The 15,206-nt window shown below is 41.3% G+C and carries 14 protein-coding genes and 1 pseudogene; 6 read left to right on the forward strand and 9 right to left on the reverse strand.

Annotation, left to right across the window (positions count from 1 at the left end; all coding sequences use genetic code 11):
* The first annotated feature begins 108 nt into the window (after positions 1 to 108).
* Positions 109 to 747: a phosphoribosylglycinamide formyltransferase gene (gene purN, locus L4C37_RS00240; protein WP_137373586.1), complete on the forward strand. Its 639-nt coding sequence runs from the start codon at positions 109 to 111 to the stop codon at positions 745 to 747.
* A gap of 184 nt (positions 748 to 931) precedes the next feature.
* Here the strand turns inward: purN and L4C37_RS00245 are convergent, their stop codons facing one another.
* Positions 932 to 1,786, reverse strand: coding sequence for a class II glutamine amidotransferase (locus tag L4C37_RS00245; RefSeq protein ID WP_273294812.1), 855 nt, complete (start codon positions 1,784 to 1,786; stop codon positions 932 to 934).
* A 107-nt stretch (positions 1,787 to 1,893) separates the two neighbouring features.
* Positions 1,894 to 2,469 (reverse strand): D-sedoheptulose 7-phosphate isomerase, encoded by a 576-nt coding sequence (gene lpcA / locus L4C37_RS00250; protein WP_137373584.1) that lies wholly within the window; start codon positions 2,467 to 2,469, stop codon positions 1,894 to 1,896.
* 345 nt (positions 2,470 to 2,814) lie between these two features.
* Here lpcA and fadE point away from each other — a divergent pair, with 345 nt between their 5' ends.
* Positions 2,815 to 5,259, forward strand: coding sequence for an acyl-CoA dehydrogenase FadE (gene fadE / locus L4C37_RS00255; RefSeq protein WP_429767593.1), 2,445 nt, complete (start codon positions 2,815 to 2,817; stop codon positions 5,257 to 5,259).
* Between the two features lie 114 nt (positions 5,260 to 5,373).
* Here fadE and L4C37_RS00260 read toward each other — a convergent pair whose 3' ends face one another.
* The gene (locus L4C37_RS00260) at positions 5,374 to 6,624 is read right to left on the reverse strand and encodes a TIGR03503 family protein (protein WP_429767594.1); all 1,251 of its coding nucleotides are present in this window, start codon (positions 6,622 to 6,624) and stop codon (positions 5,374 to 5,376) included.
* Between the two features lie 8 nt (positions 6,625 to 6,632).
* Positions 6,633 to 7,385, reverse strand: a complete 753-nt coding sequence (gene dnaQ / locus L4C37_RS00265) for a DNA polymerase III subunit epsilon (RefSeq protein ID WP_137373581.1) — start codon at positions 7,383 to 7,385, stop codon at positions 6,633 to 6,635.
* Positions 7,386 to 7,441: 56 nt separating this feature from the next.
* Here dnaQ and rnhA point away from each other — a divergent pair, with 56 nt between their 5' ends.
* On the forward strand, positions 7,442 to 7,906 hold the full coding sequence (rnhA, locus tag L4C37_RS00270) for a ribonuclease HI (protein WP_372267402.1): 465 nt from the start codon (positions 7,442 to 7,444) through the stop codon (positions 7,904 to 7,906).
* 27 nt (positions 7,907 to 7,933) lie between these two features.
* On the opposite strand, the gene L4C37_RS00275 is transcribed toward rnhA, so the two are convergent.
* The gene (locus L4C37_RS00275) at positions 7,934 to 8,725 is read right to left on the reverse strand and encodes a class I SAM-dependent methyltransferase (RefSeq protein ID WP_429767595.1); all 792 of its coding nucleotides are present in this window, start codon (positions 8,723 to 8,725) and stop codon (positions 7,934 to 7,936) included.
* A gap of 53 nt (positions 8,726 to 8,778) precedes the next feature.
* On the opposite strand from L4C37_RS00275, the gene gloB reads away from it, so the two are divergent.
* The 3 genes and pseudogenes from gloB (at position 8,779) to L4C37_RS00290 (ending at position 11,856) form a co-directional block, all read left to right on the forward strand.
* Positions 8,779 to 9,537: a hydroxyacylglutathione hydrolase gene (gene gloB / locus L4C37_RS00280; RefSeq protein WP_273294802.1), complete on the forward strand. Its 759-nt coding sequence runs from the start codon at positions 8,779 to 8,781 to the stop codon at positions 9,535 to 9,537.
* A gap of 241 nt (positions 9,538 to 9,778) precedes the next feature.
* Positions 9,779 to 11,182, forward strand: a pseudogene (locus tag L4C37_RS00285) (LysM peptidoglycan-binding domain-containing protein); the annotation flags it as partial.
* The gene (locus L4C37_RS00290; RefSeq protein ID WP_429767596.1) at positions 11,179 to 11,856 is read left to right on the forward strand and encodes a YIP1 family protein; all 678 of its coding nucleotides are present in this window, start codon (positions 11,179 to 11,181) and stop codon (positions 11,854 to 11,856) included. The pseudogene L4C37_RS00285 and the gene L4C37_RS00290, both read left to right, overlap by 4 nt.
* A 56-nt stretch (positions 11,857 to 11,912) precedes the next feature.
* Here the strand turns inward: L4C37_RS00290 and L4C37_RS00295 are convergent, their stop codons facing one another.
* The 4 genes from L4C37_RS00295 to tilS form a co-directional block, all read right to left on the reverse strand.
* The gene (locus L4C37_RS00295; protein WP_429767597.1) at positions 11,913 to 12,833 is read right to left on the reverse strand and encodes an endonuclease/exonuclease/phosphatase family protein; all 921 of its coding nucleotides are present in this window, start codon (positions 12,831 to 12,833) and stop codon (positions 11,913 to 11,915) included.
* 58 nt (positions 12,834 to 12,891) lie between these two features.
* Complete coding sequence (gene glnB / locus L4C37_RS00300) at positions 12,892 to 13,230, reverse strand: nitrogen regulatory protein P-II (RefSeq protein ID WP_017063373.1); 339 nt, start codon at positions 13,228 to 13,230, stop codon at positions 12,892 to 12,894.
* 163 nt (positions 13,231 to 13,393) lie between these two features.
* Complete coding sequence (locus L4C37_RS00305; RefSeq protein ID WP_137373573.1) at positions 13,394 to 13,708, reverse strand: c-type cytochrome; 315 nt, start codon at positions 13,706 to 13,708, stop codon at positions 13,394 to 13,396.
* A gap of 59 nt (positions 13,709 to 13,767) precedes the next feature.
* A complete protein-coding gene (gene tilS, locus L4C37_RS00310) occupies positions 13,768 to 15,114 on the reverse strand; it encodes a tRNA lysidine(34) synthetase TilS (RefSeq protein WP_429767598.1) in 1,347 nt (448 codons plus the stop codon).
* Positions 15,115 to 15,206: the final 92 nt, after the last annotated feature.

The following is a 15,206-nucleotide window of genomic DNA, read 5'->3' on the forward strand; positions in this document are numbered from 1 at the left end:
GGTCCTCATTCTGCTATTTAGCCCCCAGAAAACCTTAAAATGTATAGGTACATTACATAAAGCTTATTCACTATGAATGTACTTTGAACAAACGAGTTAGACTACCGCATGAAAAATATTGTTGTTTTAATTTCAGGAAACGGAAGTAACCTTCAAGCCATTCTCGATGCTTGCGAGGATAATATCATCGACGCTTCTGTAAAAGCGGTCTTTTCAAATAAAGAGGACGCTTTCGGTTTAGAGCGCGCAAGATCAGCTAATGTTCCTGCTCGTAGTCTAAGCCCTAAAGCTTACGAATCTCGTGAATTGTTTGATATTGAGTTAATGAAGCAAATCGATGAATACCAGCCAGATTTAATTGTTCTTGCTGGCTATATGCGAATCTTAAGCCCTGAGTTTGTTCGTCATTACTTAGGTAAAATGATCAATATTCACCCATCACTGCTTCCTAAGTATCCTGGTCTGCATACCCACCAGCGCGCTATTGATGCTAAAGATACCGAGCATGGAACAAGTGTGCATTTTGTTACGGAAGAATTAGATGGCGGTCCGGTTATATTACAAGCCAAAGTACCGGTTTTCTCCGATGACGACTCCGATGCGTTGGCTAACCGTGTTCTGACTCAAGAGCATAATATTTACCCTCTAGTAAGCAAATGGTTTATTGAAGGTCGATTAGAGATGAATAACGGAAAAGCACTGTTAGACGGTGAATGTTTAGGTCAACACGGCTACGCCGAAGAATAGAAACAAGTGAACAATCAAATAAAAAGCCGCTTAAACTAAAAGCTCAGTTTAAGCGGCTTTTTAATGAGTGCTATAAAATCATACTCACTCGTTAACTGTCTGTAATTAACTACCCAAGCTGTAGTTAACTATCATAGATTAGCTATGAACAGCTAACTACATAGCAGAAACGTAACAGAAACTGTTAGCAATCACTGGTTAAAGGTTCCGTGGGAGCCTGGCTCAACACTTTTTTCGGGGCGTAGGCCACATCTGAAAGCTGCTCATGATTACTATCCACCATTTCGCCAAAGTGGAACAATGTAAACTCCCCTGGCTTCATACGACACCATTCCTCGTTATCTGTTAAAGGCTGGGTCGCCACAACAGACACCACATCATTCGGCGTCGTTTCTTCTTGGAAGTTAATCTCAACATCTTCGTCGATTAGACTCGCTTTCCCGAAAGGAGCGCGTCGTGTAATCCAGTACAAATGGTTAGTGCAATAAGTCATTACATACTCACCATCACTCAGCAGCATATTAAATACGCCTTTTTCTCTGAGGGTATCGCAGCACTGCGCAACAAAGCGGAACATGCTTTCTTGATCTTGTGGTGGCTCTGGGTAACGTTCTTCTAATTGCTTTAATAGCCAACAAAAAGAAAGCTCACTGTCTGTTTGACCAACAGGACGAAAGCGACCACTTTTTAGATCATCATAATCAGTAAGCTGACCATTGTGAGCAAATGTCCAATACCTTCCCCATAGTTCTCGCGTGAATGGGTGAGTATTTTCTAAATTCACTCCACCTCGGTTTGCCTGACGAATATGGCTAACAACAGCGCAGCTCTTAATTGGATAGTTTTGAACAAGTTCAGCAATTTTAGATTCACAGCTAGGGTTAGGATCTTTGAACGTCCTAAAGCCCTTTCCTTCATAAAAAGTAATACCCCATCCGTCTCTATGCGGACCAGTATTCCCCCCACGTTGAATGAGCCCTGTAAAACTAAAGCATATATCAGTTGGCACATTGGCGCTCATACCGAGCAATTCACACATGGTCTAACCTACTCCCTTGTTATCACCATCATTGGAGCAAAGCATGCTCCAATTTATATCTGTTTAATTCACTATAAATTCTGTTTAACTAGCTTTAGATATAGCGATTATTCCATTTCTTTTTCAACAAGCTGAATAACAATATGGATAATTTTAATATGTACTTCTTGAATACGGTCTGCGTAGCCAAAATGTGGCACACGGATTTCAATATCTGCACAACCAGCCATTTTACCGCCATCTTTACCGGTTAAAGCAATAGTCTTCATACCCTTTGCTTGCGCCGCCTCAATGGCTTTTAAAATGTTGCTAGAGTTACCTGAAGTCGACAAACCAAACAACACATCGCCTTTACGGCCAACCGCTTCTACATAACGAGAAAATACGTGATCGTAGCCAAAATCATTACTCACACAAGAAAGGTGGCTTGGATCTGAAATTGCGATACCCGCATAACCTGGGCGATTCTCACGGTATCGACCTGTTAGCTCTTCAGCAAAATGCATAGCATCACAATGCGAACCACCATTACCACAAGAAAGAACTTTGCCATCTTGCTTAAAAGAATCTGCGATCATTTTAGCTGCGGCTTCTATCTGAGCAATATTATGATCATCACTTAAAAATTTATTTAGAACGTCAGCAGCTTCGTTCAATTCACTTTTGATTAGGTCTTGGTACATAAGGCTTATCTCTTATATTAGTTCACGCAGCGTATCGCTCGTAAAGTGAGAACTGAAGGTTATTCCTTCTATTATCTGAGTTTACCCAGAAACATTTCATAGTGTCGACACTTAAGCTAAAAGATTGCCACGTTAATTCCCTTCCTAAGCCGAAACTGAGCACTTCTTCACCGCCCACCTCTCATAATTAGAACTTTAACTCTACTTAGATCACTTTTTATGCAGTTAGGGATTTTACAAATATTCAACAATTCAATTACACTTAACTGGTTCGACCTCTTTATTAGCTTACATAAAAATTTTAGTAACTAAAAACAAGAATAATGTCTGAAAAGGAAATCAACAATGGACATATTGCTCTCCCTACTCTGCGTCACTTTAACTGCTGGTGTGTGCTTATATCATCGCCTTAGCTTAACTCGTGCTCTATTAGCCATTACGCTGGTAATGATAGGGCTAACCTTTAATGGAAACATAGGTGCAACGGGTTGGTTAACTTACTTACTGTTCACTGCAATTTTCGCTGTACCAAGTATTAGACAAACCCTAATTAGCCAAAAAGCCTTAGTTCTGTTTAAAAAAGTGCTGCCTGCTATGTCTCAAACCGAGAAAGAGGCACTAGATGCTGGTACGGTTTGGTGGGAAGCCGAACTTTTTAAAGGCAAACCACAGTGGGAGAAGCTTCAACAAATCCCTGCGCCATCGCTATCTAAAGAAGAACAAGAATTTTTAGATGGACCCGTTAACCACGTCTGCGAAATGGTCAGTGATTATCACGTAACTCATGAACTGGCAGATCTACCGCCAGAAGTATGGCAATACCTCAAAGACCATAAATTTTTCGCGATGATCATTAAGAAAAAATATGGTGGCTTGGAATTTTCAGCTTATGCACAGTCTCTGGTATTGCAAAAGCTAACGGGTGTCTCAAGCGTTCTATCTTCTACTGTTGGAGTTCCTAACTCCCTAGGTCCAGGTGAGTTATTACAACACTACGGCACAGAAGATCAAAAAGACTACTACCTGCCTCGCCTAGCTGAAGGGAAAGAGATTCCATGTTTTGCTCTGACCAGCCCTGAAGCAGGTTCAGATGCAGGTTCTATCCCTGACTATGGCATAGTCTGCAAAGGTGAATGGGAAGGTAAGCAAGTACTCGGTATGCGTCTGACTTGGAATAAACGCTATATAACACTAGCACCAGTGGCAACCGTGCTTGGTCTTGCTTTTAAGCTACGAGATCCTGAAGGTTTACTGGGTGATAAAGAAGATCTAGGGATCACTTGTGCCCTGATTCCAACTGACTTAAAAGGTGTTGAAATTGGTAACCGCCACTTCCCATTAAATGTTCCTTTCCAAAATGGTCCAACTCAAGCGCAAGATTTATTTGTGCCGATGGACTTCATCATTGGCGGTTCGAAAATGGCAGGTCAAGGTTGGAGAATGCTGGTTGAATGTCTTTCAGTTGGTCGTGGTATTACTTTACCTTCCAACTCGACTGGAGGCATAAAAACAGCCGCTCTTGCAACTGGAGCTTATGCTCGTATTCGTCGTCAATTCAAACAGCCTATAGGGCGTATGGAAGGAGTGGAAGAACCACTAGCTCGCCTTGCAGGTAATGCTTATGTTCTGGATGCTGCAAGTACTCTAACCGTAGCGGGAATTGATCTAGGCGAGAAACCTTCTGTTATCTCAGCCATTGTAAAGTACCATTGTACCCATCGTGGACAGCGCAGCATTATTGACGCAATGGATATAGTAGGTGGTAAAGGGATTTGCTTAGGTCCATCTAACTTCCTAGCTCGTAGCTACCAAGGTGCGCCTATTGCAATCACCGTTGAAGGGGCGAATATTCTTACTCGTTCTATGATTATCTACGGACAAGGCGCGATTCGCTGCCATCCTTATGTTTTAGAAGAAATGGAAGCCGCTTATTCCGATGATGCTAACTCTGTAGAAAAATTCGATTCTGCACTTGCAGGGCATGTAAGTTTCACACTCAGTAACTTTGTCCGCAGCTTCTGGTTAGGTTTAACCGATGGTATTGGGTCTAACTCTCCAACTAAAGATGAAACTAAACGTTACTATCAGCAGCTCAACCGCTACAGTGCAAACTTGGCATTCCTTTCAGATGTTTCGATGGCAGTGCTTGGTGGTTCATTAAAACGAAGAGAACGTTTATCGGCGAGGCTTGGAGACATTCTTAGCCAACTTTATTTAAGCTCTGCAACCTTAAAACGTTATGAAAGCGACGGCAGACATAGCGAAGATTTAGCTTTAGTTCACTGGGGTATGCAAGATAGCCTACAACAAGCTGAAGTTGCCATAGATGAATTCTTGATGAACTTCCCTAACCCAATTCTTGGTCGTGCGTTACGCGTAATTCTAATGCCATTTGGTCGTGTTCGCCGCGCGCCAAGTGACAAACTGGATAGCCAAGTGGCGCATATTATCCAAACACCAAGTGCTACTCGTTCACGTATAGGTCGAGGCCAATACCTAGAACCTACAGAGCACAATGCCGTAGGGAAAATAGAACAAGCTTTAGAAATCATTCTGAAAGCCGAACCTTTGTTCGACCGCGTTTGTAAAGAAACTCATAAAAAGAGACCTTTCCTTCGCTTAGATCTGATCGCTGATATTGGGCTAGAAAAAGGCATCTTAAACGCGCAAGAAGCTGAGCTATTAAAAACAGCTGAAGTACATCGTTTATACACAATTAACGTCGATGACTTTAACCCAGAGGAATTAGCAGCAAAGCCTCAGTACCCAACGATTGAGAACGTCGCTTAGTTTATTGTTTCTAAGTACATTTAAATTCAATCTAGTACACTCAATAAAAAAGGGACTCTGATGAGTCCCTTTCTGTTTGTTCTATCTTCTATCTTCTATCTTCTATCTTCACGATTATTTCTTAGGAGCCTGTAATTGCATCTCTGGCATAGCTTGTTTCTTAGCCTTTATCTTTCTAATCACAAACCAAATCAACAGCCCTAAAAGGATTGCAACTACGTTTCCAACGCCAATGATAATCATATTTTTTTGTCTATCCGCTTCTCTTTGCTCTAAGATGCGTTGCTCTTCTTCTAGCTTTTTCTGTTCCGCTAAAGCCGCTTCTTGTAATCTTCTAGATTCAGCTAGGTCAATCTCTTCAACCACACTATAAGTATGCTCTTGAATTGGGAACATCAACGGACGCTTAGTTGAAGCATCATTAGCAAACACTTTTCCGAACCATGAATAAATCCCTAATTCACCATTATAATTAATAGTAAGCGGGACTTTCTTTTCATCAGTGCCAGCCTGACCTTGCTCATAGTAAACATATTCATCAGGCGCTTTATGTTCAATATGGACAGCTAATGTGCCAGGTTCAATCATCCCCTGCTCACCAGAAACCACCACACTATGAGGTTTTCCTTCTTTTCTGGATTGGATGAAAGTAGTCGAAATCGGCGAAGGGTAAACTAAAACTTCTTGCTCCTGAGCTCTAAGAAAGACGCCATTGCCTGAAGTAATTCGCACTCGGTATTTTCCCGGCTCGATATCAACGGGCAGAGCAACGGTAAACACTCCATCACCAGGTATTTCATCCAAACCTTCACCGTCATCGGCAAACTCACCCATAACCATAGGAATTGGGCGAGCTTCTTTAACTAATGTGTCTTCATTTTCAACGAACTTAGTAAAAGTGACTTTAAGCTTCACCCTATCTAAGAAATCCCGCAGGACTAAAGGCTTACCATCAGAAGAAAGCCGAGCAGTAAACTTAATGTGCTCGCTTTGATAAAGCCTATTCGGGAAGTTGCCCGTTTTTAGCACAAGGTGCGAAAGGAGCTTAATATTATTCTTAGGGGAAACTTTACCAACCGCCTGCCAAGGACCAGGCATAGGGTTATCAATCGAAATAATATCCATGGACGATTCTTCATACCAACGTACATTGTCGGCATTTCTCCACGAGTAATACTTTTTACCATCAGGGCGAACAAGTACAACGGGTTGGGAACTTTCCGCACGATAAATTACGAAGGTAATCTGCTCAATAGTCGGATCAACTCGAAAACGATTATCCAACAAACTCATTGTTGATTCAGTAGCAGCTTTTGCACCAAGGCTCATCAATAACAAACAACAGGTAACCATTACCCTCAACATATATTCTCCTACTGACGCCAGAGGCAGCTTCCGCTTTTCTCTACGATATCTAACCGATTTTGATGTTCATCTAGTTCATCGGCCGAAGCCCTTAAAACCTTTAATAGTTTTCGCCCAGTCTGTGCTCGGCGAATACTTTCTGCTCCACCATCTTGCTGACCAGCATTAAATTGCAGTGATGTTTGACCACCCGTCATTAATAAATAAACGTCGGCCAAAATCTCAGCATCGAGCAAAGCGCCGTGCAAAGTACGGTGAGAATTATCAATTCCGTATCTTTCACATAAGATATCTAGGTTGTTTCGCTTACCTGGAAATATCTTTTTTGCCATCGCTAAGGTATCGGTCACTTCACAGAAGTCACTCGTCTTACCTATGGTTGGATCTAGCTTTTCAAACTCATAATCCATAAACCCTGTATCAAAGGGCGCATTATGAGCAACAAGCTCGGCACCATTAATAAACTCAAGAAACTCTTTATGAACATCTCGGTACAATGGTTTATCAATCAGAAATTCATCTGTAATACCGTGAACTCCAACTGCCTCATCTTGAATCATTCGATCTGGCTTCAAATAAACGTGAAAGTGACGCCCCGTTAATTTGCGATTAATGATCTCAACGGCACCAATTTCAATGATTCGGTGACCAAGATAGTGAGGGCCACTCTCGGTGTTCATACCGGTTGTTTCGGTATCGAGTACGATGATGCGCTTGTTTTTAGCGTCGGTTTGTCGTTCAGAATTGCTGCTGGTATTCATAAGGATAACTGTGTCAGACTATGCCAATAATGTGCTTAAAGTAATAGTATCAAATCATGACGAAACAAGTCGAAATTTTCACTGATGGGTCTTGTTTAGGTAACCCAGGTCCCGGTGGCTATGGTGTTGTACTTCGCTATAAAAAAGTCGAAAAGACCTTAGCAAAAGGCTATACCCTCACCACAAATAATCGCATGGAAATGCTCGCTGCTGTTGTCGGGCTAAAAGCCTTAAAAGAACCTTGCTCTGTTATTTTAACTACCGATAGCCAGTATGTTCGCCAAGGTATCACTCAATGGATACATAACTGGAAAAAGAGAGACTGGAAAACCGCAGACAAAAAACCAGTAAAAAATGCCGATTTATGGAAGCAACTTGATCAAGAAACTGCACGCCATAGCGTAGATTGGCGCTGGGTAAAAGGCCACGCGGGCCATCGAGAAAATGAAATGTGTGATGAATTAGCAAGAACCGCTGCAGAAAACCCATCTGAAGAAGATACTGGCTATCAACCCAGTTAACCAGCATCGAGCCTTTAATGAAAGCCGTTAGTCGGCTTTTTTATGCTTTGTAGGGTGCTGAGTTTTTTCAGGTGATAAAGACCCAATATGCGCCGTACACCTCGTAGTCAAGCTTGCTCCTACGGGGGAAAATCGTCGTTTTAAGTGCCAGTGTGGTTTAATTGGTTTGATAGGATAAGTGCGCTTTCTCGCGACAATGAAATATTGGCTTCCGGCAGATGATGCCCAGTCACCAAGACTGTTCTCTAACCAAGTCCACACCGTTTGATATTTCTTCATCGGAAATAAAGCATAGCTATCACATTGGATTACTTGATAGTTAAGTACCCCTAGCCAATCTTTCATTCGACTTGGCGTGTACATCCTTCCACTCCAAGGTAAGCTGTTTTTCCGCCATGGCATTAAGCTCGCTAAACCCGTTAAGCTAAACGGATTAAAGCCTGAGATAATCAGATAGCCATCATCCATCATCACGCGGTCAACTTCTCGAAGTAATCTATGGGGGTCGTTGCTATAATCCAGTTGATGGCTGAGAACTACAACATCAAAACTTTTTTCGACAAAGGGTAAATTATAAACATCCGCAATCACATTATGTAATGGGTTCTGGATATCTAAGTTTACTTGATGTTGAATGTTACAAGTACAGCTAGCAAGCTCACTACTAAGTCCGCCGAGTTTGAGCATATGGTAACCAAAAAGTTTTGGGCACCATTCATCAAGTCTCATTTGAATTGATTCCCTTACCCATTCACCATTATGTAACTGGGACCAAGTATAAGGGCGTTCAAATTTCTTTTGGCTACGCGCGGGCTTCATCAATAATCTGTCTCACTTATTCTGTCTCACTAAAAGTGACTGGAGAACCAATAATGTTACATATCAAAAGCATACCTGCATTTAATGACAATTACATCTGGCTGATTGAAAATAGCGATCGCCGTTGTGCTGTCGTTGACCCAGGTGATGCCGCTCCAGTATTAGAGTATTTGCAAAAACATGAGCTTACTTTAGATGCAATTCTCGTTACGCACCACCACAACGATCACATTGGCGGTGTTCCAGAGTTAGTTAGACAATACCCAGACATTGATGTCGTGGGACCAAGAAATGAACCAATTCCAACATTGACTCACCCAGTGGAAGATGGCGACCAAATTAAACTATTTGATGAAGTTTTTCTTGTACTAGGTTTAAGTGGACATACTGCAGGACATATTGGCTTTGTAGGAGACGCCAAACTCTTTTGTGGTGATGTCTTATTCTCTGCTGGATGCGGTCGTATTTTTGAAGGAACACCAAAGCAAATGTTTGACTCCCTCAATAAGATCGCAGCCTTACCTCAGGAAACTGAAGTCTATTGTGCTCATGAGTATACGGCTAGTAATGTAGCTTTTGCGTTGGCTGTTGAACCTGATAATGATCTACTTCACCAATATCGAGACAAGGTGAACCGTTTACGAGCCCAGAATCAGTCCACTATTCCTACAACACTTAGACAAGAAAAGTGGATCAATCCATTCTTACGTTATACGCAACCAAGCGTTATAAAATCAGTCTCAAACAGAACTCAAGAAACCGATCCAATCTCTGTTTTTACTGCATTACGTGAGTGGAAGAACGAATTTTAACGATTTGATACTTGTCACTCCTAGGGGGTGACAAGTATTATCAGCAGCCGTTTATTTAAAAGGCTGTATCATGCGAGTTAAGTACAGCTGGGCATTGGCGCTTCTGCTTTCTGGTTGCCAATTAACTCAGTCAGACAATCAACAACAAGATCCCGAACCAACGAATCAACCTACGCCTGATCACGTCGTCTCATCTGAAACAACGGCTGAACCTGTTATTGAATCAAAAACTCAAATACAAGCACCGGTTGTCACTCCACAAGATCAACAGGATGTATGGCAACGTATCGCGATGCAATTGGAGCTCACGGTTCCAGATCATAAAAAAGTCGACTACTACCGTACTTGGTATCTAAAACATCCCAACCATCTTCGCACAGTGTCAAAAAGAGCCGAGCCTTTTCTTTACTTAATAACAGAGAAAATTGAGCAGCGTGACCTTCCATTAGAGCTGGCTTTACTGCCTGTTGTAGAAAGCTCTTTTGATGCCTTTGCATACTCTCATGGCAGTGCTGCTGGTCTATGGCAGTTTATTCCAGGGACCGCTGAATGGTTTGGTCTAAAGCAAGATTTTTGGTACGACGGACGCCGTGATGTTGATGCATCAACGGATGCCGCGCTAGATTACCTGACTTATCTAAACAAACGTTTTGAAGGCAACTGGAACCATGCAATAGCTGCATACAACAGTGGTGGTGGTCGTGTATCAAATGCAATCAAAAGAAATAAAAAACAAGGAAAGCCAACTGATTTCTTCTCTCTAGAATTACCCAAAGAAACCAGTAGTTATGTCCCTAAACTCCTTGCTCTTGCTGATATCGTAGCCAACCAAGAAAAATATGGCTTAGAGATCCCTGCCATTGCGAACGAGCCTGTTCTTCAATTAGTGAATCCGAATGAACAACTCGATCTCGCGATTGCAGCTAAGTACGCTGATATAACCGTGAAAGAGCTACAAGGGCTAAACCCAGCGTATAACCAATGGGCGACATCACCTGATGGTCCTCATCAACTATTGCTTCCTATCGAATCTATTGAGCGATTCAACCAACAAGTTGAAGAGAATCGCGGCAAAGGCATGAAGCTTGTTCGTTATAAAGTGCAATCTGGGGATAGCCTTAGCGTATTAGCAAACAAATACAGCACCACCAGCAAAGTGATTCGTTCTGCCAATAATATGACCAATAACAATATACGAATTGGTCAGTACCTTATGATTCCAACATCAACCAGTAACGATAATGTATATGCGTTAAGTGCATCAAACCGCTTAACAGCCACACAATCAAAATCTCGTGGGCAATATAAACTGACTCATACTGTTGAGCCTGGAGATAATTTATGGACGATTGCCAGAAAGAATAAAGTTTCACATCAGTCTCTAGCGAAATGGAATGGAATGGGACCTCGCGATACATTACGTGTCGGTCAAGAACTGGTTATTTGGAAAAACGGCTCTGACGGCGCAATAATCCGCACCGTTTTTTACAATGTACGTTCAGGAGACACCATCAGCGGGATTGCTTCAAAATTCAAAGTAAAAAGTGCTGATGTTGTAAAATGGAACAGTTTGAAAAATAAAAAATATCTGCAGCCTGGGCAAAAACTGAAGCTGTATGTTGATGTAACTAAGGTAAGTGTATGAACCCTTCAAGTAACCCGCTCGTGATGTTGTTGGATATATTCCGTTCACCAACATCTTGTTTTTTAGCACTTCATCAACGTGGAGCTTGGGGGTGGCAACCCTACATTGTATTAATATTGAGTCCATTTTTGTTTTGGGGTGCGTATTTTTCAAATGTCGATTTTACTTGGCTAAGTGCTGAGTTATCCCAACAACTTAATCCAAAACAACTGGAACTATTAGACAGTAATACCCTACTTGCCAGTGAAATTATCAGTGATGTATTTGGTCGTACTCTTGCCGTTCTGATGCTTGCTTTTTGGTTTAACCTCGCGGCAAAACCAAGTGTCCACCAGCACGGTTACTGGAAGTGGTTTGCAGTATCTTCAGCGGTAATGTTCCCTGCTGTATTGGGTGATATTGCAAGCTACGCAAGTTTAATACTGAAACACGGTAACGTGATGTATTATGCTGCTGATCTTAATAGTTTAAATGGTTTGATTAAGCTTCCATTGACCAATGACTGGTCTCAATTTGCAAGTTCGCTACCATTGTTACTACCTTGGTATATTGTTCTAGGGTATTCAGCAGTATTGACATGGACTGAGTTTGAACGCGGTCAAGCACTTGTTATCTCAGCTTTACCTTGGGTTGGTTACTACTTGATCTGGGCTATTTATATTCTAGTTTCTTAATCGAACGATAATCTGAGTCATGTAGGGTCATAAACTGTTCGCCCTCCTCAGTTTGATTAGTTAACCTTCGCTGAAAAGGTCACCTGTAATGGGTTATGGTCAGAAGCGTCCGAAATGGGCGCTTTTGTTTTTTTCACTTCGAGTCCACGATAAAAAACATGATCAAGTGGCAGACCGGTAACAAATTGAGTCCTATTATCAGGCTCAAACGTCACTTCCTGTAAGCCTACCTTCTTTAAAGCTCCTTTTAATACGGTAAACCTAGCTTCACTCCAACTATTAAAATCCCCAGCAAAAATAATTGGCCCCTTATGAACTAGTAACTGATTAGTCAGAACATCTAACTGTTCAAAATAGTCTTCTGTACCAAACGTAAAATTAACAGAATGGATATTAACAACAGCCAATTTTTGCCCGTCACTCAGTTGATATAATGTCCACAATGCTGATTTAGGTAACTGTAACCACGGCTCTTCATGCGTATAAGCACACGCTTTAATTGGCAAGACTGATGCAAGGTTAAGCACTCCCGCTTGTGTATTAAAAGCTTCAAATGCATTCACTTGGTTTACTCTCCACTCGGAGCTACTAATGTAACTTCTCAGCTCATCGGTCATGCTCGCTTCTTGTAATAAGATCAGCTGGCGATCTTTAGAGAGCTCCTCTAAAGCCTCCTGCCAATTCACTTTATTTTGCTTATAGATATTCCATACTAAGATCGATAAGCCATTAGATACATCAAGAGACTGAGGGGATGATTGAGTAAAACAGCTGTGCTCTGCCACGCCAATTTCATTTAATGAAGAAGAAGCGGTTCGATTTGAGTTTGAGTTTGAGTTTGAGTTTGAGTTTGAGTTTGAGTTTGAGTTAGTGATGGTATTTAGCTGTACTTGAGAAGGGACGGTAAAAATAGCTTTGAAAGAAATAAAACTAACAAGAATAATAAGAGCAGCTAAACACGTTAATTTTTTGAGCATAGGTCGATCTACTTAGGAAAGAAAAAGGAGCGATAAACGCTCCTTTCAATAATTCATTTTAAACAGCGTCTTCGTCTTCTTCGCCAGTACGAATACGAACTACACGCTCAACTTCAGTAATGAAGATTTTGCCATCTCCAATTTTTCCAGTTTGAGCTGTTTCAATGATGGTATCCACGCATTGATCTGCAACTTCATCTGTCACAACAATTTCTAGTTTTACTTTCGGCAAAAAATCAACCATGTACTCGGCGCCACGATATAATTCTGTATGTCCTTTTTGACGTCCAAAGCCTTTAACTTCTGATACTGTCATGCCTGTAATGCCTACTTCAGCTAACGCTTCACGTACGTCATCCAGCTTAAATGGCTTGATGATGGCTTCAATTTTTTTCATGTTCATCCCTTAAACTCTACGAATATGACTATTATCGGATAGCTATACTAAACATTCAATCAAAAAAGCCAGAGCATAAAGGCTCTGGCTTCCAAAATAATTCATAAATCATAACAGCTTATATAACCATTACGGCTGCCTTTTAGGACAACGTAAAGCTAAGTTACTTCAAACTTGAGTAATACGCCGCTAAATTTGCAATATCTGCATCATTAAGCATAGAAGCCTGAGCTTGCATAACTACGGCTAAACCACCATTACGCTGCTTTGTTTTGTAGGCATTCATTGAAGAAACTAGGTATTGCTCATTCTGACCTTTAAGATTAGGGTAGCCTGGGATAACAGCAATACCGTCAGCTCCGTGACATGCTGCACAAATAGCAGCCTTTGCTTGTCCAGCTGCAACATCACCAGCTGCGAGAGCGTTACCACTTAATAAGCCAAAACCCAAAACCAATCCAAGAGTAATTTTTTTCATTGCTCATTCCATTATTTATTTTTATATAAGATTAAGAGTAATTGTGACATAAATAAAAGTCACTTACTCCAAAGAACCTCACAATCTTGACCTTGATATTTTTGGTCAACAAACACTCCAAGAACAGCAACGACATTTTCACCATCCATAACAATCGGCGTTCGTCTTCTTAACCAACTCGGCACATTATATTCTTGGAATAGTTTCTTCATCTTACGACTATGATTACGCCCAACAGGGTGTGCTACTAAACCTTCAGGGTTAAATATTACCCGCAAACATTCCGCATCTTTTATAACATCAAGCGACAACATTCCAACGCTATCCATTTTATGCTTTCCAAACTTATTTTCGTCAGTTTGTAAGCATATTGAACCGATACGGTCAGGCAATGAGATTAGTTCATTCAGCGAAATTGATTGAGACCAATTTGTGATGTCCTTAGCATTTTTTACTGCATATAATCGCCCTGAATAGCGTCGAATTTCTACACTATTCAATATAAACTTGGGGTTAGCATCATGCTTTGCTTCTGCCACTTCATCCCAAATCAACTGTAGCTGCGTTCTACTTGGCATGGTAAAACCTAATTTTGCCAGCCACATTCGAATTAAGCGTGCACGTAATAACGTCGTTTGATTTTCAAGAAACGTAATATCTAAGCTCTGATCCAGATGATAAGCCTGAGAAAATTGTGGGGCTAAAAGCTCATCAAGTAATTGCTCTTGTTCAGCACATAACTGTGCACTGCGTTGAACTGAAGCACTAAAGCTGGACCACCTTTGTTGGAAGCGAGGAGCAATTTCATGGCGTATAAAGTTTCTGTCAAATCGTAAATCAGTGTTACTTTCATCCTCTACCCAGCTTAAACCTTGCTGATGAGCGAATGCTTCTATATCTGTACGTGAAGCTGCCAAAAGAGGTCTTACTATAAAGGCGTTTCTAAACGGCATTATTTGCGCCATTGAAGAAAGCCCTTTAGGTCCACTTCCTCGCTTTAGCGCTAATAGAAACGTTTCGACCTGATCATCACTGTGCTGCCCTGTAAGAAGGAAATCACCATCATCAAGATATTGGCTAAGCACTTGGTATCTTGCATCTCTTGCTAGTTTTTCTAAACTTTCCCCTGAATTCTCATCTAATGTCACTTTCTCTATAAAAAACGAAATTCCTAATTGATCACACCAAGTTGAGCATTGCTCCGCCCATTCATCGGCATGAGCACTCAGACCGTGATGTACATGTACAGCAATCACTGCAATTGACGGGAACGTTTTTTGATATCTCGAGCTCAACTCAAGCAACACTCTTGAATCGACGCCACCACTAAACGCAATCACAATACGCTTTGGTTGATGAGTGATAGGTTGCATTGCTGATGTAAATATCTCAAACAAACTCGACATGAAACGCCCTAGAAGTGACTAAAATTAAATAAAGAATAGTTTTAATAATAAAAAAGGGCTGGCACTGAGTCCAACCCTTTCATTCTATCGCT

The sequence above is a fragment of the Vibrio kagoshimensis genome, assembly GCF_050337535.1.
In the GTDB taxonomy this organism is placed as follows: domain Bacteria; phylum Pseudomonadota; class Gammaproteobacteria; order Enterobacterales; family Vibrionaceae; genus Vibrio; species Vibrio gallaecicus.